Consider the following 21,402-nt stretch of genomic DNA (forward strand, 5'->3'; position numbering starts at 1 on the left):
CTCTGCGGCCCGGCCCGGCGGGCCGATACCTCCGTCGGTGGTCTGGACCCGTCCGGCCGTCCGGAACGGGTCGACCGGCGCGAGGCCGGTCTGGCGCCTACTGTATTTCCTTCCGACGGGCACGCACTCAGGCGGCCGTGCGATTGGCACCACTCCCCTACGGGTCCCACCCCGGATCCGCCCCGGTTTCCGGCCCGGTCCCGGCCCGCCACGGCCCCAACTGCCCGGCCCGGCGGGCGCTCTCGCGGCGACCACCGGGCCGGGTAGTTGTAGCAGAACTGTCGAACAGAGGACGCTACGCGTCCACCGTCGCAGGCTCCTCGGCGGCGGCCGGCGGGGTCGCCTTCACCGAGTCGAGCAGCAGCTGGGCGACGTCGACCACCTTCAGGTGCTCCTTGGCGGCGCCCTCGTTCTTCTTGCCGTTGACCGAGTCGGAGAGCATCACCAGGCAGAACGGGCAGGCGGTGGAGACGATGTCCGGGTTGAGGGACAGCGCCTCGTCCACGCGCTCGGTGTTGATCCGCTTGCCGATGCGCTCCTCCATCCACATCCGGGCACCGCCGGCGCCGCAGCAGAAGCCGCGCTCCTTGTGCCGGTGCATCTCCTGCTGGCGCAGACCGGGGACCTTGTCCATGATCTCGCGCGGCGGGCTGTAGACCTTGTTGTGGCGGCCCAGGTAGCAGGGGTCGTGGTAGGTGATCAGGCCCTCGACCGGGTTGACCGGGACGAGCTTGCCCTCGTCGATCAGGTGCTGCAGCAGCTGGGTGTGGTGGATGACCTCGAAGTGGCCGCCCAGCTGCGGGTACTCGTTGGCGATGGTGTTGAAGCAGTGCGGGCAGGTGGCGACGATCCGCTTGACCGGCGCGTCCTCCAGGGCCGCGTTCAGCGTCTCGACGTTCTGCGCGCCGAGCATCTGGAAGAGGAACTCGTTGCCCAGCCGGCGGGCGGAGTCACCGGTGCAGGACTCCTCCTTGCCGAGGATGGCGAACTTCACGCCCGCGGTGTGCAGCAGCTCGGCGAAGGCCTTGGTGGTCTTCTTGGCGCGGTCCTCCAGGGCACCGGCGCAGCCGACCCAGTAGAGGTACTCGACCTCGGCGGGGTCGATGTCCTCGCCGATCACCGGCACCTCGATGCCGGTCTCCTTCTTGAGCTCCTTGACCCAGTCCAGGCGGGCCTTGGTGGCCATGCCCCACGGGTTGCCCTTGTTCTCCAGGTTCTTGAGCATCGTCCCGGCCTCGGTCGGGAACGAGGACTCGATCATCACCTGGTAGCGGCGCATGTCGACGATGTGGTCGATGTGCTCGATGTCCACCGGGCACTGCTCGACGCAGGCGCCGCAGGTGGTGCAGGACCACAGGACGTCCGGGTCGATGACGCCGTTCTCTTCCGCGGTGCCGACCAGCGGGCGCTCGGCCTCGGCCAGGGCGGCCGCCGGGACGTCCTTGAGCTGCTCGGCGGTGGCCTTCTCCTCGCCCTCCATGTCCTTGCCGCCACCGGCCAGCAGGTAGGGCGCCTTGCCGAAGGCGTGCTCGCGCAGGCTCATGATCAGCAGCTTCGGCGAGAGCGGCTTGCCGGTGTTCCAGGCCGGGCACTGCGACTGGCAGCGGCCGCACTCGGTGCAGGTGGAGAAGTCGAGGATGCCCTTCCAGGAGAAGTGCTCGACCTGGGAGACCCCGAACACGGCGTCGTCGGCCGGGTCCTCGAAGTCGATCGGCTGACCGCCGCTGGTCATCGGGCGCAGGGCGCCGAGCGCGGTGCCGCCGTCCTCCTCGCGCTTGAAGTAGATGTTGAAGAAGCCGAGGAAGCGGTGCCAGGCCACGCCCATCGAGGGGTTGATGCCGATGGTGGTCGCCCACGCGAACGAGATGCAGATCTTCAGCATCGCGAAGAGGTAGATCAGGTTCTCCAGCGTGCCGTGCGACAGGCCGCTGAGGGCGGAGACCAGCGGGTACGAGACCAGGTGCTCGGGCCCGTACGAGTCGACGCCGTTGAGGGCGCCCTCCAGGGCGCGCAGCATCAGGATGCAGAGGCCGATGCCGAGGATCGTGTACTCGACGTAGAAGGCCTGCCAGGCGATCGAGCCGGCGAAGCGGGACTTGCGGCCGGACCGGGACGGCAGGCTGAGCAGCCGGATCACGATCAGCGTCGCGATGCCCAGCGTGGTGAGGGTGCCGACGAGCTCGACGAAGAGCTGCCAGAGCATCCAGTGGCCGATGATCGGCAGCGCGAACTCGGCGTCGAAGAGCTGGCCGAAGGCGTTGACGATGGTCAGCACCAGGCTGAAGAAGCCGACCGCGACGAACCAGTGGGCGATGCCCACGATCCCCCAGCGGTTCATCCGGGTGTGGCCGACGAACTCGACCGCGACGGTCTTCACCCGCTGGGCGGGCTGACCGAAGCGGGTGGGGTCCGGCTGGCCGGTCCGTACCACTTTGTAGATGTACAGCGCCGCACGGGCGGCGAGCGCGGTGCCGATCACGAACGTGACCAGCGAGATGACGATCGCTGCTAGCTGCATCGGCTCTCCGTCTCCTGCGGCTTGCTGTTGAGCGGTCTTTGAACGGTCCTGCGTGGAAGGGATTGTACTCGCCGGTAACTTTCCGGGCCGACGGCCCGGACATTACCGCCCGCCACCAGCCCTCCAGAAGGTTCCCAAGCTATGGCGGCAGTCACGTGGCGCCACACGCGCCACGGCCAGGGCCACGCCACGGCCGCGGCCAGGACCGGGGCTACGGGAAGTCACCGCGGCCGCGGGAAGGGGACCGCTCAGCAAAGTTGAGCGGCTACGACTCATCCCTGTTGACGACACCCACCCGGTCATGCATCCTTGAGCCTGTAAAGCTCAACTCTTCCGTGGAGGTATTTACGATGGCACGCGCGGTCGGCATCGACCTCGGTACGACGAACTCGGTCGTCAGCGTTCTGGAGGGTGGCGAGCCCACCGTCATCACGAACGCCGAGGGCGCGCGGACCACGCCGTCCGTCGTCGCTTTCGCGAAGAACGGCGAGGTCCTGGTCGGCGAGGTGGCCAAGCGACAGGCGGTCACCAACGTCGACCGCACCATTCGCTCGGTCAAGCGCCACATGGGCACCGGGTGGAAGATCAACCTGGACGGCAAGGACTTCAACCCGCAGCAGATCAGCGCCTTCGTGCTGCAGAAGCTGAAGCGGGACGCCGAGGCCTACCTGGGTGAGACCGTCACCGACGCCGTCATCACCGTCCCGGCGTACTTCTCCGACTCCGAGCGCCAGGCCACCAAGGAGGCCGGTGAGATCGCGGGCCTCAACGTCCTGCGCATCGTCAACGAGCCGACCGCGGCCGCCCTGGCCTACGGCCTCGACAAGGACGACCAGACCATTCTGGTCTTCGACCTCGGCGGCGGCACCTTCGACGTCTCCCTGCTGGAGATCGGCGACGGGGTCGTCGAGGTGAAGGCCACCAACGGTGACAACCACCTCGGTGGTGACGACTGGGACCAGAAGGTCGTCGACCACCTGGTCAAGGTCTTCCAGGCCGGCCACGGCGTCGACCTGTCCAAGGACAAGATGGCCCTGCAGCGTCTGCGCGAGGCCGCCGAGAAGGCCAAGATCGAGCTGTCCTCGTCCTCCGAGACCTCGATCAACCTGCCCTACATCACGGCCTCCGCCGAGGGCCCGCTGCACCTGGACGAGAAGCTCACCCGCGCCCAGTTCCAGCAGCTCACCTCCGACCTGCTGGAGCGCTGCAAGGTCCCGTTCCACAACGTGATCAAGGACGCCGGCATCTCGCTCTCCGAGATCGACCACGTCGTCCTGGTCGGCGGCTCGACCCGCATGCCCGCCGTCGCCGAGCTCGTCCGCGAGCTGACCGGCGGCAAGGACGCCAACAAGGGCGTCAACCCGGACGAGGTCGTCGCCATCGGCGCCGCGCTCCAGGCCGGTGTCCTCAAGGGCGAGGTCAAGGACGTCCTGCTGCTCGACGTCACCCCGCTGTCCCTCGGCATCGAGACCAAGGGCGGCATCATGACCAAGCTGATCGAGCGCAACACCACGATCCCGACCAAGCGCTCCGAGATCTTCACCACGGCCGAGGACAACCAGCCGTCCGTGCAGATCCAGGTCTACCAGGGCGAGCGCGAGATCGCGGCGTACAACAAGAAGCTGGGCATGTTCGAGCTGACCGGCCTGCCGCCGGCGCCGCGCGGCCTGCCGCAGATCGAGGTCACCTTCGACATCGACGCCAACGGCATCATGCACGTCGGCGCGAAGGACCTCGGCACCGGCAAGGAGCAGAAGATGACCGTCACCGGCGGCTCCGCGCTGCCGAAGGACGACATCGAGCGCATGATGCGCGAGGCCGAGCAGTACGCGGAGGAGGACCACAAGCGCCGCGAGTCCGTCGAGACCCGCAACTCCGCCGAGCAGCTCGTCTACTCGACCGAGAAGTTCATCGCGGACAACACCGACAAGCTCCCCGCCGACGTCAAGGCCGAGGTCGAGACCGCCATCGGCGAGCTCAAGGAGGCCCTGAAGGGCGAGGACATCGCGAAGATCCGCGAAGCCTCGGAGAAGGTCTCCACCACCGCGCAGAAGCTCGGCCAGGCGCTGTACGCCAACGCCGACGCCGCCGCCCCGGCCGGCGAGTCCACCCAGGCCAAGGACGACGACGTCGTCGACGCCGAGATCGTGGACGACGAGAAGCCCAAGGGCGGTGCGGCATGACGGACAAGCCGCAGGGCGGCAAGCCCGGCGACGACTCCGCCGCCGACGAGGCTGTGATCAAGGCCGCCGAGGAGGCCGCCGCAGCCGGCGCCGCCGACTCCGGCTCCGGTGCCGGCTCCGACGAACTCGCCGCTGCCAAGCGGGAGTCGGCCGAGCGCACCGCCGACCTGCAGCGCCTGCAGGCCGAGTACCAGAACTACCGCAAGCGGGTCGAGCGCGACCGGCTGACGGTCCGCGAGATCGCGGTCTCCAACATCCTGGAGTCCCTGATCCCGGTGCTCGACGACATCGGCCGTGCCCGCGAGCACGGCGAGGTCACCGGCGGCTTCAAGTCCGTCGCCGAGTCCCTGGAGACGGTCGTCGCCAAGCTGGGCCTCCAGCAGTTCGGCAAGGAGGGCGAGCCCTTCGACCCGACCATGCACGAGGCGCTGATGCACAGCTACTCCTCGGACGTCACCGAGGACACCTGCGTGCAGATCCTCCAGCCGGGCTACCGCATCGGCGAGCGGATCATCCGCCCCGCCATGGTCGCCGTCGCGGAGCCCCAGCCGGGCACCCAGACCACGGCCGCGCCCGACGGCGAGGCGAAGTCCGGGGACGCGGACAAGTCCGACGGTGGTTCGGACAGCTGACAACCTGTGACAGCTGACAACCAGTGCGCTGCGGAGTCGTACGCCGGCCAGTACGGCGGCCGGCTCCGCAGCGCGCTGTCAACAGCGCCCGGTGAAGCGGCTGTTGACAGCGCAGCGAGGATGGACATCGGGAGGTGGCGGCAGCTATGAGCAAGCGCAGCGAGCGAATCGTCGAGAAGCGAATCGTTGAAGGGCGCGTGTTGCGCGGAGCGGCTGCCGAGCGGAGCGAGGTGGACGCATGAGTGGCAAGGACTACGTGGAGAAGGACTACTACAAGGTCCTCGGCGTGCCCAAGGACGCCACCGCCGCCGAGATCAAGAAGACCTACCGCAAGCTCGCGCGCGAATTCCACCCGGACGCCAACAAGGGCGACGCCAAGGCCGAAGAACGCTTCAAGGACATCTCCGAGGCCTACGACGTCCTGTCCGACGAGAAGCGCCGCAAGGAGTACGACGAGGCCCGCAGCCTCTTCGCCAACGGCGGCTTCCGGGCCGGCGGCCCCGGCCAGGGCAACGGCAGCTACAACTTCGACTTCGGCGACCTCTTCAGCGGCAGCCAGAACACCGGCAGCGGCGGGCTCGGCGACGTCTTCGGCGGGCTCTTCAACCGCGGCGGCGGCCGGCAGGCCCAGCCCCGGCGCGGCGCCGACGTCGAGACCGAGGTGACCCTCGCCTTCGACGAGGCCGTCGACGGTGCGACCGTCCCGCTGCGGATGACCAGCCAGGCCACCTGCCGCACCTGCAACGGCACCGGCGCCAAGTCCGGCACCACCCCGCGGGTCTGCCCGACCTGCGTCGGCGCCGGCACCGTCAGCCGCGGCCAGGGCGCGTTCGCGCTCTCCGAGCCGTGCAAGGACTGCCGCGGGCGCGGCATGATCGTCGACGACCCGTGCGTCGACTGCCACGGCAGCGGCCGGGCCAGCTCCGCCCACACCATGCAGGTCCGCATCCCGGCCGGCGTCCAGGACGCCCAGCGCATCCGGCTCAAGGGCAAGGGCGCCCAGGGCGAACGCGGCGGCCAGCCCGGCGACCTCTACGTCACCGTGCACGTCGGCCAGCACCCCGTCTTCGGGCGCAAGGGGGACAACCTCACCGTCACCGTCCCCGTCACCTTCCCCGAAGCCACCCTCGGCGCCACCATCGAGGTGCCCACGCTGAACGGGCCGGCCGTGAAGCTGAAGCTGCCCCCCGGCAGCGCCAACGGCCTCACCATGCGCGCCCGCGGCAAGGGCGCCACCCGCAAGGACGGCACCCGCGGCGACCTCCTCGTCACCATCGAGGTCGTGGTGCCTCGGCACGTCGCCGGGGACGCGCTGAACGCCCTGGAGCAGTACCGCGAGGCCACCGCCTCCGACGACCCACGAGCCGCCCTGTTCCGGGCGGCGAAGGGAGCGTGACGACCAGATGATCCCCGACAGCCCCATCGGCCCCGGCATCGGTGAAGGCCTGCCCGGCATCGGCTCCGGCCTGCCGGGCGACGGCCGCCGCACCCGGCGGCCCACCGCCCCGCCGCAGTACGTCCTCACCGAGGACACCCCGGTGTACGTCATCTCCGTCGCCGCCGAACTGTCCGGCCTGCACCCGCAGACCCTGCGCCAGTACGACCGCCTCGGTCTGGTCAGCCCCGACCGCACCGCCGGCCGGGGCCGTCGCTACTCCGCGCGCGACATCCAGCAGCTGCGCGAGGTCCAGCGGCTCTCCCAGGACGAGGGCATCAACCTGGCCGGCATCAAGCGGATCATCGAGCTGGAGAACCAGGTCAGCGCGCTCCAGTCCCGCATCGGCGAACTGGTCGACTCCCTCGAAGGCGCCACCAGCGCCCTCCAGCAGCGCGAGGCCGCCGTCCACGCCTCCTACCGCCGCGACCTCGTCCCCTACCAGCCCCCCACCCAGTCCAGCGCCCTGGTCGTCTGGCGCCCCAAACGCTGAGACTTGGCTGAACACCTCCGGCCGCCGGCTCCCCTCCACCCGGGGGGTGCCGGCGGCTCGGTCTTGGTGAGAGGGTGCTGTCAGCAGACACACATCGAGGCTGCACGTCGACTCCGAACCGCGTGAAAGGCGCCTATGATCCCAGCCGGGACCGACCTGTCCAGCCCTCGTCCGGATCTGTACAACACCAAGGAGCCGCAAATGCCAGAGACGGCCGAGCCAGGGCTCACGTCAGGCGGGCTCGGTGTTCTCTCGGCCGATGCCCGGAATCTCTATCTCCACGTGGTCGGCAATCATGGCCGACTTACGCGCCAAGAGCGTGTAAAGGCCGAGACCAAGCATCTGCAAGAACTCCTCGATATCGGCCTGTTGGTGCCCGACACGGACGAGGACGATGTGCTCATCGCGGTCGACCCCCAGCAGCTTTCCGTCGGCCTCATCGCGTCGTGGCAACGCAAGGCGCTCGACCTCTTGTCCCGGGCCGAGGAACTGCCCACCGACTTGAAGGAGTTGGCAGAGGCCTTCAACACCCCGATGCAGTCCGGTGGAAGTATCGAGTACGTCCGGGGAAAGGCCCTCATCAACCAGCGGCTCAGCCAACTGGCGAACAGTTGCACCGAGGAGTTCCTCGCCGCACAGCCCGGGGGCCCCCGCCCGCCGGAAGCCCTCGCCGGAAGCCGTGACCGTGACCTCGCGCTGCTCCAACGGGGTGCGTTGGCCCGGACGATCTATCACCCGAGCACCCGCTACCACCCGGCCACCCGGGACTACGTCCTGGCGATCACCGAAGCGGGCGGACACGTCAGAACTCTTGACGAGCCGTACGCCAGACTCATCATCGTCGACCGGCGGACCGCGATCATCCCGGTCGCGGACGATCTGAATGTCGCGGCGTTCATACACGACCGCGCCATTATCAGCTTCCTCGTCTCCGAGATCTTCGAGCGGCACTGGAGCCACGCGCTGGAATTCGACGGCGCCCGCATCGTCCCGCAGCAGGTGATATCAAGCCTGCGACAGACGATCATCGACCTTTTGCTCAAAGGCACCAGCCACCGCGTGATAGCCCGCAGCCTCGGGATCAGCGAGCGTACTCTCGCACGCCACATAGCGGACATGAGAGAGGACTACCAGGTGGATTCGCTCTTTCAGCTGGGCTACGTCCTCGCTCGCGCCGCTCAGCACCGGGATCCGGACGTCCCCGCCTAGGTCGTCGAACCGGCCGGCCTGACCCCGCGTCGCGACGCGGGATCCCGGCCAGGCCCACCCCGAGAACCCAACTGGCCCCGTCTCAGGTCCAGTTGCTGTCGCTCTCCAGCGTCATGACGCCGGTCTTCGCCTGCTGGGTCACCGAGGCCCCTCGATCCGCCGAGCCGCCCCCAGAGGCCTGGAGCTGAGCGCCACCGGCCAGTACGGCGATAACCACAGCGACCGTGGCCGCCGCGATGCGAACGTGTCGGATCATGCGAGGCACGCGATCACACCTTCCAAATAGTCGCAGTGTCGAGACAAATTGAGGACGTGTCCTCCAACCGCCCACATAATGCCGCAGTATCGACGTAGACGCCACAGTCCCCCTTCGGGGGGAGTGCGTCATCTCCATGCCAGGCATGGAGATGCCACCGTGCGGGAGTGGACTCGGTCCCCGGCAACGATGGACGATCAGTTCGCTCCCGATGGTCCCGGCAAGCTCACCACACTTGCCGATGTACCTTCAATCCAGTCCTTTACCTACTCATGCCGAGTGCCCGCCGAGCGGCTCTCGACATGACCTGCCTGCTTACCCACCGGGCCCGGTGAACCCGGTCAGCCACTCCCCCGGAGTCGACAATGAGTGAGCCCTACCTGCGAGAGCACGCTGGACAGGCCCCCGAGGGCCGGCGTGCACGTGTGTTTCTGGCCGCGCCGCTGATGCGGTTGACCGGGCCGGCGGACAGTGTGGTGACGCTCGCCAGCCGGACGCGGCTGACGACCCTCCGCACCACCCTGCTCCGCAGCGGTGCCGCCGTGTACAGCGCGCACCACAGTGACGCCTGGACCGTCGCCGGGCAGGCGCCGGAGCCCCGGGTGCCGTCCGACTTCCGGGCCCTGCAGTCCGCGGACCTCGTGTTCGCCTACGTCGGGGCGCCGCTGTCGGCCGGCGTGAGCCTGGAGCTGGGGTGGGCGTCGGCGCTGCGGAAGCCGATCGTCCTCCTCGTCGACGAGGCCATCACGCACAACCCGCTGATCGCCACCATCGAGCAGGTCGCCCCCGTCCTGCCGCTGGTCTTCGACGACACCTGGTCGCAGGAGGCCCTCAACCACACCGTGGAGACCGCGCTCGACTGGGCCGGCATGGCGCTGTCCCTGCGCGAGGGCTTCTGGACCGCCCCCGGTGAGCAGTTCAACGTCCCCCGGCAGCAGCCCCCCGTCGTCGGCCGGGCCGGCTACTGGCCGACCAGCGCCGCCACCGGCTGAACAGCGCTCACCCACCGGACTCCCCGCCCCTCGTCCGGGCTCCCCGCATCTGCCAGCCCAGTTGGAACAGCGTCTCCGCGTCGTACAGCTCACGCAGCCGGGCGATGTGACCGGCGATCGTCCGCTCGCTCAGCCCCAGACGGCTGGCGATCGCCCGCTGCGTGAGCCCCTGCGCGAGCAGGCGGCCGACCTGCTCGTGGATGGTGGGCTCCGCCCCGCCGACGGCGAGCACGGCCCAGTTCACGCCCTCGGCCTGCCGCCAGTGCAGTTCGAAGTCCCGCACCAGGAAGTCGACCACGGCCGGATCCTCGACGAAGGCGGCGCTGCTGTGGTCCGAGGCGGCAGGGATCACGGCGACGGCCCGACCGAAGATCATCAGCCGGGTGAACGGGACCGGCAGGACCCTGATCGCGGCGCCGAGCTCGGTCGACCTGGCAGCGAAGGCCACCGTCACCGGATCGAGCCGGGCTGACACCTCGTAGATCGTCCGCAGCGTGCCGCCTCGTGCGAGGTGGCGTCGGCTCTGCTCCAGCCCGTCGTCCAAGTGCTCCGAAGGACGAGCACCCCCGGGCTGCATGGTGAGGGCCTCACTCGGGTGGTCGTACTGCACCTGGGCGATCCGGTGGCGGATCTGCAGCATTCCGGCGACGTACTCCACCCCGGGCGAACGCTCGGGGTGGCAGCGCGGCACCGCGTCGTAGGCCTGGGTCAGGTCGTCCAGCATCCTCGGCAGGAGTGCCGCCCGAGTGATCAGCCGGGCTCCCTCCTCCCGGAGTTCGGTGCCGATCCGCTCACTGACCGCGCGTGGGTTCATCGCCGAGTAGACGCCGTCCACGGCCCGCAGGACGAGCAGTCCCAGGTCGGTGAGCTGCTTCAACGCCGCCTCGTCCTCGGGTCGGGTCTCATCCACCCGGATCCGGCCGCCCTCGCCCAGGATCGCCCGGTAGAGATCACGGGCGGCGTCGTCGGGGAGGTCGAGTACGGGTTCAGCGGTCATCGCGGGCGCCTCTCATCAGCCAGCCGAGTTGGAAGAGGGTCTGGGCGCCGTGGCGGTCGCGGAGGCGGGAGATGTGGGCGGCGACGGTGCGTTCGCTGAGGCCGAGGCGGGTGGCGACGGCGCGCTGGGTGAGGCCTCGGGCGAGGAGCCGGCCGACCCGGTCGGGGACGGTGCGGGTGGGGCCGAGGGCGGCGGCGGTTTCGGCGGTTTCGGCGCGGGCCCAGTCGCGCTCGAAGGCGCCGACCAGGAAGGTGATGGCGGCCGGGTCGGTGATGAAGGCGGCGGTGCTGTTGTCGTCGTTGGCGGAGATCACGGCGACGGTGCGGTCGAAGACGAGCAGCCGCTGGAACGGTTCGTCGAGGACCCGGATGAGGGAGCCGTGCCGGGTGACCTCGTCGACGTAGGCGAGGGCGGGCGGGTCGGCGAGGGCGACGGGCTGGTAGATGGTGCGCAGGGAGCAGCCGCGCCGGAGCAGGTGGACGTCCTGGAGGAGGGCGACTTTCAGGGTGCCGGCGGGGCGGTGGCCGGGTTGGGCGGCGAGGACTTCGGACCGGCAGTCGGAGGCGAGCTGGGAGATCCGCTGGCGGATGTGGACGTGGCCCTCGACGTGGACGGCGCCGCCGGCCCGGCCGGAGGGCCTGGGCATCGCGTCGTAGGCGCGGGTGAGGCCGTCGAGGGCGCCCGGAAGGTTCTCCGCGCGGACCAGCAACCTGGTCGCCTCGCTGCGGAGTTCGGCGCCCAGGCGGTCGGTGACGGAGCGCGGGCTGACGGCGTTGTAGCAGTGGTCCATCGGGTTGGCGATGAGCAGGCCGAGGTCGACGAGCTGCTGGAGCGCGGCCTGGTCGGTGTCCTGGGCGTCGGTGAACGGGATGCGGCCGCTCCGGGCGAGGATCGCCAGGTACAGCTGCCGGGCGGCCTCGTCGGGCTCCTCGCCCGGTGGCTGTCCGTGCTGCGGCGCGACCGCCGGTTCCGCCGTCACGTCGCACACTCCCTGCCGGATGCTTCTCCCTCGCCGCCGCGCCCGCGCCGCCGGGCGCGGGGCCCGGCGGTCACGGTACCGGGCTCGACGGCGGCCTCCGGGGCCCGGGTGCCGTCGCACTCCGGGGTGTCCTGGGGCCGCCGCCGCCACGCCCGTACCTCGGGCGCTTCCGTCGAGGCGGAGCAGCAGCGCCTCGACGGCTCCGGTTCCGGGGGCCATCACCACACATGGCGCCCCGACCGGCGCTCTTCCCCCCCGTTCCACGCGTGCGGGACGTTGCACCCGTGGTCAGTTCCGAAGAGCAAGTCGCCACCATCGGGCTGCGGTGCCCGGACGGCCTGGCGTGACTCCACCCTCACAGCGTGACGGCCGGTGAACAAGTGTCGCCCGAGTGCAGGTTCGCGCAATTGCAGCTATCTGCACGACGGGTGCGGCGGGAGGGGTCGAGCGGCGGGCCGGGTTCCGGTAAAGGCCGAGGCCAGCGCGGTGACCGGGTGGTGACCGCCCGTACGGTCGGTCGGCCGTGCGCGGTCGGACCGCGGGTGCGGATTCCTGCAACGGCGGCGTGCCCCTGCAGGAGTCAGGCACGCCCCAGCAGGCGCCCCCGGGCGAGCCCGGCGGCGGTCCCGCCGGCGGCGAGCACCCAGGCCGTGGCCAGCAGCAGGTAGAGCCCGGTGGCGATCGCGGTGAAGCCGCCGAACCCGGTGTGTCGGGCGAGCGCGGAGGCGCCGGTGACGCAGGTGCCGATCGGGAAGGTGTACGCCCACCAGGTCATCGCGAACGGCATGCCGGCCCGACGGGCGCGCAGGTTGGCGGTGAGCGCGACGGCCAACCAGAGCATCGCGACGCCGAGCACCGCGACGCCGTACAGCTCGGCGAGGGGGAGCATGGCGGGGGCCAACGCGGGCAGCACCGGGCGGGCGGCGTCGGCCAGTTGGTGGACGGCGGTGACGGACTGGCCGAGCGGGCCGAGCACCAGGAACAGCGAAGGGGTGAGCACCAGGCTGGGCAGCTTGCTGTGGAACAGCCCGGTGAAGACCACCGGCAGCAGCACCAGGGTGGCCAGCAGGCCGATCCCGAAGAGCGCCCAGCAGGCGTACAGCATGGCCTGCTGCGGCAGCCCGGCCGGCAGGTGCGGGATGAGGGCCGGGCCGGTGGCGGAGGCGACCAGCGGGGCGACCACCGGGAGCAGCCAGGTCGGGTTGGCCTCCAGGGCGGAGACCGGGTGCCGGGTGATCATCAGGTACGGGATGCCGCCGGCGACGGCCAGCGCGTACAGGGTGCCGACGCCCCACAGCACGGCGTCGACGGCGACGGCGGGGCCGGTGCCGATCACCTGGGAGCCGAGCAGCAGGGTGCCGAGGCCGACCGAGAGCAGGGCCATCGGCGGGCAGCCGTAGAAGACGGCGGTGGCCGGGTTGTCCAGCAGCTGGGTGCGGGCGGCCTCTCGGTGCCGGGTGAGGTGGACCAGCCGGGCCGCGCCCAGCACCAGCAGGGCGGCGAGTCCGAGCGCCCACATCACCTCGCCGAAGCCGATCAGCCCGGGCGGCCGCAGCGGCAGGACGGCCGCGCCGTTGCCCAGGATCGCGGTGCCCATGACGGCGGCGTACCAGTTGGGGCCGAGTTGGGCGAGGTCGAGCCAGGCGCGCAGCGAGGAGCGGGAGGGGCGGGTGAGCGGGCGGGCATCGGCCAAGGTGGACATGGTTCCACGGTGCCGCCCCGGGCCGGGCTCCGGTAGCGCCGCGGGCTCTATGAGGACATAGCCTGGACCTATGGCCCTCTCCCCCCGTGTCCCCGAGCTCGGTGCCCTGGAACTGCTGCTCGCGGTGGCCCGGCTGGGCAGCGTCGGGCGGGCCGCGGCCGAACTGGGCGTGAGCCAGCCGACCGCCAGCGCGCGGATCAAGGGCATGGAGCGGCAGATCGGCGTCCCTCTGCTGGAGCGCTCGCCCCGGGGCAGCCGGCCGACCGAGGCGGGTCGGTTGGTGGTCGAGTGGGCCGGGCACGTCGTGGAGGCGGCGCAGGCGCTGGACGCCGGGATCGACGCGCTGCGCGAGCGGCGGGACGCCAAGCTGCGGGTGGTGGCCAGCCTGACCGTCGCCGAGTACCTGATGCCGGGATGGCTGCTGGCCCTGGCCGAGGCCAGTCCGGGCACGGCGGTGACGCTGCGGACGGCGAACTCGGCGGAGGTCGCCGGGCACGTGCTGGCCGGGGACGCCGACCTCGGCTTCGTCGAGGGCCCGTCCACCCCGCCCGGACTGGCCGGCGCGGTGGTGGCGGCGGACCGGCTGGTGGTCGTGGTGGCGCCCGGCCACCCGTGGGCGCGCCGCCGGGCACCGCTGACCGGGCCGGAGCTGGCCGCCACCCCGCTGGTGCTGCGCGAGTCGGGCTCGGGCACCCGGGAGGTGCTGGAGATGGCGCTGGCGCCGTACGGGGGCGCGGTGCGGCCCCGGCTGGAGCTGGCCTCGTCCACCGCGCTGAAGGCCGCGGCGATGACCGGGGCCGGGCCGGTCTGCCTGAGCGAGCTGGCGGTGATGGAGGAGCTGGCCGTGCGGCGGCTGGTGGCCGTGCCGCTGGCCGAGGGGCTGGACCTGCGGCGGCCGCTGCGCGCGGTGTGGCCGGCCGGGCAGCGGCCGAGCGGGCCGGCCCGGGAGCTGCTGGGGCTGACCCGCAGGATGCCCCGCGCGCAGCGGGTGGAACGCATGGAACGCGCGGAACGGGCGGAACGGGCGTGAAAACTTGAGCGGAATAGACTCAACTTAGTGCATGCTGTACGTAGCAGCATTGAAGGACGACGAGGGAGGACCCCCCAGCAGTGGACGCCAGCAAGTTCACCACCAAGACGCAGGACGCCCTGTCCGCCGCGATCCGGCAGGCGGGCGCGGCCGGGAACCCGGACGTCAAGCCGGTGCACATCCTGATCGCCCTGCTGGAGCAGCCCGAGGGCATCGCCCGGCCGCTGCTGGAGGCCGTCGGCGCGGACGTCACCCGGATCGACGCCGAGGCCCGCCGCCAGCTGACCGCCCTGCCCAGCGCGATGGGCTCGACGGTCGCCGCGCCGCAGCTCGCCCGGGACACCCTCGCGGTGCTCACCGAGGCCGGAAAGCGCGCCGACGACCTGGACGACCAGTACGTCTCCACCGAGCACCTGATGGTCGGCCTGGCCGCCGAGGGCGGGCCGGTCGCCGAACTGCTGGCGCAGCAGGGCGCGACGGCGAAGGCCCTGCTCGCCGCGTTCAAGGACGTGCGCGGCAGCGGCCGGGTGACGTCTCCGGATCCGGAGGGCACCTACAAGGCGCTGGAGAAGTACGGCACCGACCTGACCCAGGCCGCCCGGGACGGCAAGCTCGACCCGGTGATCGGCCGGGACCAGGAGATCCGCCGGGTCGTCCAGGTGCTCTCCCGCCGGACCAAGAACAACCCGGTGCTGATCGGCGAGCCGGGCGTCGGCAAGACCGCGGTGGTCGAGGGCCTGGCCCAGCGCATCGTCGCCGGCGACGTGCCGGAGTCCCTGCGCGGCAAGCGGCTGGTCTCGCTGGACCTCAGCGCGATGGTCGCGGGCGCCAAGTACCGCGGCGAGTTCGAGGAGCGGCTGAAGGCCGTCCTGAACGACATCAAGCAGAGCAACGGCCAGGTCGTCACCTTCATCGACGAGCTGCACACCATGGTCGGCGCGGGTGCCGGCGGCGACTCGGCGATGGACGCCGGCAACATGCTCAAGCCGATGCTGGCCCGCGGCGAGCTGCGGATGGTCGGCGCCACCACGCTGGACGAGTACCGCGAGCGGATCGAGAAGGACCCGGCCCTGGAGCGCCGCTTCCAGCAGGTGCTGGTCGGCGAGCCCAGCGTGGAGGACTCGATCGCCATCCTGCGCGGCCTCAAGGGCCGCTACGAGGCGCACCACAAGGTGCAGATCGCGGACGCCGCGCTGGTCGCCGCGGCCACCCTGTCCAACCGCTACATCACCTCCCGCTTCCTGCCCGACAAGGCGATCGACCTGGTCGACGAGGCGGCCTCCCGGCTGCGGATGGAGATCGACTCCTCTCCGGTCGAGATCGACGAACTCCAGCGCTCCGTCGACCGGTTGAGGATGGAGGAGCTGGCCCTGGAGAAGGAGTCGGACGCCGCCTCGATCGACCGGCTGGCCCGGCTTCGGCGCGATCTCGCCGACAAGAACGAGCAGTTGAGCGCGCTGACGGCGCGCTGGGAGCAGGAGAAGAAGAGCCTCAACCGGGTCGGCGAACTCAAGGAGCGGCTGGACGACCTGCACGGCGCGCTCGAACGCGCCCAGCGCGACGGGGACTTCGAGCGGGCGTCGAAGCTGATGTACGCGGAGATCCCGGCCGCCGAGACGGAGCTCACCGAAGCCCAGGAGCGGGCGGCCGACCAGGACGCCTCCGCCTCGATGGTGAAGGAGGAGGTCGGCCCGGACGACGTGGCCGACGTGGTCGCCTCCTGGACGGGCATCCCGGCCGGCCGCCTGCTGGAGGGCGAGAGCGCCAAACTCCTGCGCATGGAGGAGGAGTTGGGCCAGCGCCTGATCGGCCAGGCGGAGGCCGTGCGGGCGGTCTCGGACGCGGTGCGCCGCACCCGTTCCGGCATCGCCGACCCGGACCGCCCGACCGGCTCGTTCCTCTTCCTCGGCCCGACCGGCGTCGGCAAGACCGAACTCGCCAAGGCCCTGGCCGACTTCCTCTTCGACGACGAGCGGGCCATGGTCCGGATCGACATGAGCGAGTACGGCGAGAAGCACTCCGTCTCCCGCCTGGTCGGCGCCCCGCCCGGGTACATCGGCTACGAGGAGGGCGGCCAGCTCACCGAGGCGGTCCGCCGCCGCCCGTACAGCGTGGTGCTGCTGGACGAGGTGGAGAAGGCCCACCCGGAGGTCTTCGACGTCCTGCTCCAGGTGCTGGACGACGGCCGGCTCACCGACGGCCAGGGCCGCACGGTGGACTTCCGCAACGCGATCCTGATCCTCACCTCCAACCTGGGCTCCCAGTTCCTGGTCGACCCGGCCATCCCGGAGGACCGGAAGAAGGCCCTGGTGCTGGACTCCGTCCGGGCCGCGTTCAAGCCCGAGTTCCTCAACCGGCTGGACGACATCGTGGTCTTCGACCCGCTGGGCACCGCCGAGCTGAGCCGGATCGTCGACCTCCAGGTGGCCCGCCTCGGCGACCGGCTGCGCGAGCGGCGGCTCACCCTGGACGTCTCCGAGGCCGCCCGCGACTGGCTGGCCCTCACCGGCTACGACCCGGCGTACGGCGCCCGCCCGCTGCGCCGGCTGGTCCAGTCCGCGATCGGCGACCAGTTGGCCCGGGCCATCCTGTCCGGCCAGGTGCACGACGGGGACACCGTCCTGGTCGAGCGGGACGAGGAGGGCGACCGCCTCACCGTCCGCAGCCGCGGACTGTTGGAGAAGTAGCACCACCAGCCCTGGGCCGCCCGCACGACAGCGCGGGCGGCCCAGGCAACTCCCCTTCTGCGCCGCATAGTTGACGGCCTACTCGGCTACGGCCGCACCCCACCGGACCGCGCCGGAGCCCCGGCGGCGACAGCCCTCCAACCGGACACGCTCCGTCACCATCCCCGCTCGCGGCGGGCGTCGGAGCGCCCCGGACGAAGATCGACGCGTGGCCGGGTGCCCCTGTGAGGCAGGCCCCGGATGAGGCAGGATGGGAAGTGGAAAGGGCGGCCTCTCATTGCCGGCCACCACGTGCACTGAGGAAGAGGACCCCATGAGCATCGACCCGTCGTCCATCCCGTCGTTCGGCGCGCCCCAGGGCGGCGGCCAGCCCGGCGACCAGGGGCGGCCGGCCGGCCCGCCGCCGATCATCGTCCCGGACCAGGGCCTGGTGACCCAGCTGCTGGACCAGATGCAGCTCAAGCACGTCGTGGACGAGGAGGGCGACCTCACCGCTCCCTGGGAGGGCTTCCGCGTCTACTACATGTTCCGCGGCGAGCAGAAGGAGCTCTTCGCGGTGCGCGCCTTCTACGACCGCGCGTACCCGCTGGAGAAGAAGGGCGAGATCCTCGACCTGATCGACGAGTGGAACCGCGAGACCCTCTGGCCCAAGGTCTACACCCACACCCACGAGGACGGCGTGGTCCGCCTGATCGGCGAGGCCCAGATGATCGTCGGCACCGGCGTCAACCTGGACTACTTCGTCACCACCACCGCCAACTGGACCCAGGCCGCCGTCGGCTTCGAGCAGTGGATCGTCGAGCGCCTCGGCCTGCAGAACGAGATCGAGGGCGAGGACGGCGAGACCCCCGAGGACACCAACGAGGCGTGACCCTGCCCGCCCCGCGAGCGCACGGCCCGACCACTTGGCCCCAGGTGGTCGGGCCGTCCTTGTCCCCGGCCCCCGGCTGACCCAGGATGGGGCCGACGACGACGCGTGAGGAGCCACCGATGGGCAACAGGCCGCTGCTGAACCGCCGACTGGCCGGTATGGGGACGACGATCTTCGCCGAGATGTCCGCCCTGGCCACGGCCACCGGCTCGATCAACCTCGGCCAGGGCTTCCCCGACACCGACGGCCCGGCTTCGGTGGCCCGGGCCGCTGCCGACGCCGTGCTGAACGGGCGCGGCAACCAGTACCCGCCCGGCCCCGGCATCCCCGAGCTGCGGCAGGCCGTCGCCGAGCACCAGCGGCGCTTCCACGGCCTCGACTACGACCCGGACACCGAGGTGCTGGTCACCGCCGGCGCCACCGAGGCCATCGCCGCCACCCTGCTCGCCCTGCTGGAACCCGGTGACGAGGTGATCGCCCTCGAACCCTTCTACGACTCCTACGCCGCCTGCATCGCGATGGCCGGCGCCACCCGCCGCCCGCTCACCCTGCGCGCCCCGGACTTCCGCCCCGACCTGGACGAATTGCGCGCCCTGATCACCCCGCGCACCCGCCTGCTGCTGATCAACACCCCGCACAACCCGACCGGCACCGTGCTCACCGCCGACGAGCTGGCCGCCATCGCCGCCATCGCCGTCGAGCACGACCTGCTGGTCGTCACCGACGAGGTCTACGAACACCTCGTCTTCGGCGCCACCCACCACCCGATCGCCGCCCTGCCCGGCATGCGCGAGCGCACCGTCTCCATCTCCTCGGCCGGCAAGACCTTCTCCTTCACCGGCTGGAAGGTCGGCTGGGTCACCGCGAACCCGGCCCTGGTCACGGCCGTCCGCACGGCCAAGCAGTACCTCACCTACGTCAGCGCCGGCCCCTTCCAGTACGCCGTCGCCGAGGCGCTGCGGCTGCCCGACAGCTACTTCGACGGCTTCCGCGCCGACCTGCTCCGCAAGCGCGACCTGCTGGTCGACGGGCTCACCGCGGCCGGCTTCCGGGTGTTCACCCCCGAGGGCACGTACTTCATCACCACCGACATCACCCCGCTCGGCGAGAAGGACGGCATCGAGTTCTGCCGCGCCCTGCCGGAGCGCTGCGGCGTCGTCGCCATCCCGAACGCCGTCTTCTACGACAACACCGAGGCCGGCCGCAGCCTGGTCCGCTTCACCTTCTGCAAGCAGGACTCAGTGCTGGAGGAAGCGGTGTCACGGCTCCAGCTCCTCTGAGCCGTCGACCGGCCGCCGCCCGAGGCCGGACAGGTGGGCGTCCAGGATCGCCCGGGCCTCGGGTGCGGTGAGGCGGCCGACGAGGACGTGCGTGGTGAGCCCGTCGGCAAGGGCCAGCAGCGTCTTCGCCTCCCGGGCGGCGTCCGGCCCGGCCGCCGGCGACGCCTCGGCGATCAGCCGGGCGAACAGGCCCTCCAGGGCGGCGTAGTCGGCGTTCAGCGGGCCCGCCAGCCGCTCGTCGACGGCGGCCTGCGCGACGAAGGCCAGCCAGACCCGCGCCTGGGAGCGCTGTCCGTCGCCGAGCAGCGCCACCTCGGCGGCCGCGTGTGCCAGGAGGGCGGCGGGCGAGGGCGCCGGGTCGTCGGCGGGGTGCGCCCGGACCCGGGCGGTGATCCGCTCGCCGACGTAGCCGAGGGCGAAGCGGAGCATCTCGTCCTTGGTGCGGAAGCAGCGCTGGACGGCGCCGGTCGACACCTGCGCGCGGTCGGCCACGTCGCGCAGGGTCACTCCTTCCAGGCCGCGTTCGTCGGCGAGCCGGCAGACGGCCTCGGCGATCCGCCGGCGCCGGCCCTCGTGGTCCACCTGTCTGGGCACGGGCTCCCCCTCCGGTTTATTCGATGCACACGTATCGGTTCCCAGGCTACGGTACCGATACGAGCGCATCGGAACGAGGAGGGGAGTACGTCATGCGGGACGCCCTGTGGCGACTGACGGCCACCGCGCAGGCGGCGGCGGTACGCGGCAAAAAGGTCTCGGCCGTCGAACTGCTCGACACCCACCTGGAGCGGATCGGCGCGGTGAACCCGCAGGTCAACGCCGTCACCCAGGTCCTGGCGGAGCCCGCCCGGGCACAGGCCCGGGAACTCGACCGGCGCCTGGCCGCGGGCGAGGACCCCGGCCCGCTGGCGGGCGTGCCGTTCACCGTGAAGGAGACCACCGCCATCGAGGGCGTGGCCACCACCTTCGGGGTGCCGCGCTTCCGCGACCTGGTGGCGCGGGCCGACGCTCCCCCGGTCGCCCGGCTGCGCGCGGCCGGGGCCGTACCGATCGGGCACAGCAACATGCCCACCATGATCCTGGCCGGGATGCACACCCGCAGCGAGCTCTACGGCGACACCGCCAACCCGTGGGACCGCAGCCGCACCCCGGGCGGGAGCAGCGGCGGCGACGGCGCGGCCGTCGCGACCGGCCTGGCCGCGCTCGGGCTCGGCAACGACTCCGGCGCGTCCATCCGCGTCCCGGCCTCGTTCTGCGGGGTCGCCGGGCTGAACCCGTCCAGCGGCAGGTTCCCCGCCGACCACCGCGCGTTCGGGCCGCAGGACCCGGGGCCGGCCTCCCAGTGGCTGGTCTCCGACGGCCCGCTCGCCCGGAGCGTCGCCGACCTCCGGCTGGCCTACGAGGTGCTGGCCGGCCCCGATCCGCGTGACCCGCGCGCCCTGCCCGTGCCGCGCTACGGCGAGCCGCTGCCCGGGCCGGTGAAGGTCGCGGTGGTGGCCGATCCGGGCGGCCACGACGTCCACCCGACCGTCCGGGCCGCGATCGGGCGCGCGGCGGCCGCGCTGCGGGACGCCGGGTACGACGTGCGCGAGGTGGCGGACGTCCCGCGGCTCGACGAGTCCCTGGAGGTGTGCGACCGGATCACCATGACCGAGTTCGCACCCAAGTGGCCCGCCGTACGCTCCCTGCTCGGCCCGGGCGGCGACCGCTACATCGAGCTGACGATGGCCCGGACCCCGCCCGCGACGGCCGCCGAGCTCATGGAACTGATGGGGAGCTGGCTGGGCATCCGCCGCTCCTGGGCCGAGTTCCTGGACGAGTACCCGCTGCTGCTCGGACCGGTGTTCACCGAACCGCCGGTCGAACCGGGCATCGAGTCCCGGGACGCGCAGGGGTGGGAGCTGGTCCGCACGGCGATGCGGCTGTGCAAGGTGACCAGCTTCGCGGGGCTGCCCGCGGTGGCGGTGCCCACCGGCCTGGCCGACGGACTGCCGACCGGGGTGCAGCTCGTCGGGCGGGCGTTCCGGGAGGACCTCTGCCTGGAGGCGGCCCAGGCGGTCGAGGACCGGCTCGGGGTGCTCGCGCCGATCGACCCCCGGCCGTGACGGGGAGCAATGATGGCCCGGCGGGTGGGCCCAGTT

At 71.5% G+C, this 21,402-nt stretch carries 17 protein-coding genes; 11 read left to right on the forward strand and 6 right to left on the reverse strand.

Annotated features, from left to right (window positions below):
- Window positions 1-295: 295 nt before the first annotated feature.
- Window positions 296-2,518 (reverse strand): (Fe-S)-binding protein, encoded by a 2,223-nt coding sequence (locus ACIQVZ_RS02625; RefSeq protein ID WP_402446564.1) that lies wholly within the window; start codon window positions 2,516-2,518, stop codon window positions 296-298.
- A 350-nt stretch (window positions 2,519-2,868) separates the two neighbouring features.
- On the opposite strand from ACIQVZ_RS02625, the gene dnaK reads away from it, so the two are divergent.
- The 5 genes from dnaK to ACIQVZ_RS02650 all read left to right on the forward strand — a co-directional run bounded on the left by dnaK (window position 2,869) and on the right by ACIQVZ_RS02650 (window position 8,470).
- Complete coding sequence (gene dnaK, locus ACIQVZ_RS02630) at window positions 2,869-4,701, forward strand: molecular chaperone DnaK (protein WP_350876573.1); 1,833 nt, start codon at window positions 2,869-2,871, stop codon at window positions 4,699-4,701.
- Complete coding sequence (gene grpE, locus ACIQVZ_RS02635; RefSeq protein ID WP_350876575.1) at window positions 4,698-5,333, forward strand: nucleotide exchange factor GrpE; 636 nt, start codon at window positions 4,698-4,700, stop codon at window positions 5,331-5,333. Before dnaK ends, grpE begins: the two co-directional genes overlap by 4 nt.
- A 238-nt stretch (window positions 5,334-5,571) precedes the next feature.
- The gene (gene dnaJ, locus ACIQVZ_RS02640) at window positions 5,572-6,729 is read left to right on the forward strand and encodes a molecular chaperone DnaJ (RefSeq protein ID WP_402446566.1); all 1,158 of its coding nucleotides are present in this window, start codon (window positions 5,572-5,574) and stop codon (window positions 6,727-6,729) included.
- 7 nt (window positions 6,730-6,736) lie between these two features.
- Window positions 6,737-7,261, forward strand: coding sequence for a heat shock protein transcriptional repressor HspR (locus ACIQVZ_RS02645; RefSeq protein ID WP_350876580.1), 525 nt, complete (start codon window positions 6,737-6,739; stop codon window positions 7,259-7,261).
- Between the two features lie 201 nt (window positions 7,262-7,462).
- A complete protein-coding gene (locus ACIQVZ_RS02650; RefSeq protein ID WP_350876582.1) occupies window positions 7,463-8,470 on the forward strand; it encodes a hypothetical protein in 1,008 nt (335 codons plus the stop codon).
- Window positions 8,471-8,552: 82 nt separating this feature from the next.
- Here the strand turns inward: ACIQVZ_RS02650 and ACIQVZ_RS02655 are convergent, their stop codons facing one another.
- Window positions 8,553-8,726: a hypothetical protein gene (locus ACIQVZ_RS02655; protein ID WP_350876584.1), complete on the reverse strand. Its 174-nt coding sequence runs from the start codon at window positions 8,724-8,726 to the stop codon at window positions 8,553-8,555.
- A 476-nt stretch (window positions 8,727-9,202) separates the two neighbouring features.
- On the opposite strand from ACIQVZ_RS02655, the gene ACIQVZ_RS02660 reads away from it, so the two are divergent.
- Entirely contained in the window at window positions 9,203-9,718 is a 516-nt protein-coding gene (locus ACIQVZ_RS02660; protein WP_350876586.1) for a hypothetical protein, read from the forward strand.
- 7 nt (window positions 9,719-9,725) lie between these two features.
- Here ACIQVZ_RS02660 and ACIQVZ_RS02665 read toward each other — a convergent pair whose 3' ends face one another.
- From ACIQVZ_RS02665 to ACIQVZ_RS02675, 3 genes are all read right to left on the reverse strand, one after another.
- Window positions 9,726-10,715, reverse strand: coding sequence for a LuxR C-terminal-related transcriptional regulator (locus ACIQVZ_RS02665; protein WP_350876588.1), 990 nt, complete (start codon window positions 10,713-10,715; stop codon window positions 9,726-9,728).
- Window positions 10,705-11,694, reverse strand: a complete 990-nt coding sequence (locus ACIQVZ_RS02670) for a LuxR C-terminal-related transcriptional regulator (RefSeq protein WP_350876590.1) — start codon at window positions 11,692-11,694, stop codon at window positions 10,705-10,707. Before ACIQVZ_RS02670 ends, ACIQVZ_RS02665 begins: the two co-directional genes overlap by 11 nt.
- A 580-nt stretch (window positions 11,695-12,274) precedes the next feature.
- Complete coding sequence (locus ACIQVZ_RS02675) at window positions 12,275-13,396, reverse strand: TDT family transporter (protein ID WP_402446571.1); 1,122 nt, start codon at window positions 13,394-13,396, stop codon at window positions 12,275-12,277.
- 70 nt (window positions 13,397-13,466) lie between these two features.
- Between ACIQVZ_RS02675 and ACIQVZ_RS02680 the strand changes: the two genes are divergently transcribed.
- From ACIQVZ_RS02680 to ACIQVZ_RS02695, 4 genes are all read left to right on the forward strand, one after another.
- On the forward strand, window positions 13,467-14,426 hold the full coding sequence (locus tag ACIQVZ_RS02680) for a LysR family transcriptional regulator (protein ID WP_402446573.1): 960 nt from the start codon (window positions 13,467-13,469) through the stop codon (window positions 14,424-14,426).
- Window positions 14,427-14,506: 80 nt separating this feature from the next.
- Window positions 14,507-17,113, forward strand: a complete 2,607-nt coding sequence (clpB, locus tag ACIQVZ_RS02685; protein WP_350876597.1) for an ATP-dependent chaperone ClpB — start codon at window positions 14,507-14,509, stop codon at window positions 17,111-17,113.
- A gap of 313 nt (window positions 17,114-17,426) precedes the next feature.
- Window positions 17,427-17,984, forward strand: coding sequence for a YbjN domain-containing protein (locus tag ACIQVZ_RS02690; protein WP_350876599.1), 558 nt, complete (start codon window positions 17,427-17,429; stop codon window positions 17,982-17,984).
- Window positions 17,985-18,103: 119 nt separating this feature from the next.
- Window positions 18,104-19,264, forward strand: coding sequence for a pyridoxal phosphate-dependent aminotransferase (locus ACIQVZ_RS02695; RefSeq protein ID WP_402446576.1), 1,161 nt, complete (start codon window positions 18,104-18,106; stop codon window positions 19,262-19,264).
- On the opposite strand, the gene ACIQVZ_RS02700 is transcribed toward ACIQVZ_RS02695, so the two are convergent.
- Window positions 19,244-19,858 (reverse strand): TetR/AcrR family transcriptional regulator, encoded by a 615-nt coding sequence (locus tag ACIQVZ_RS02700; RefSeq protein WP_402446578.1) that lies wholly within the window; start codon window positions 19,856-19,858, stop codon window positions 19,244-19,246. The two genes, ACIQVZ_RS02695 and ACIQVZ_RS02700, sit on opposite strands and share 21 nt — an antisense overlap.
- 92 nt (window positions 19,859-19,950) lie before the next feature.
- On the opposite strand from ACIQVZ_RS02700, the gene ACIQVZ_RS02705 reads away from it, so the two are divergent.
- Window positions 19,951-21,366: an amidase gene (locus ACIQVZ_RS02705; protein ID WP_402446581.1), complete on the forward strand. Its 1,416-nt coding sequence runs from the start codon at window positions 19,951-19,953 to the stop codon at window positions 21,364-21,366.
- Window positions 21,367-21,402 lie beyond the last annotated feature (36 nt).

Origin of the sequence: Kitasatospora sp. NPDC098663, from assembly GCF_044760075.1 — a bacterium.
Taxonomy (GTDB): domain Bacteria; phylum Actinomycetota; class Actinomycetes; order Streptomycetales; family Streptomycetaceae; genus Kitasatospora.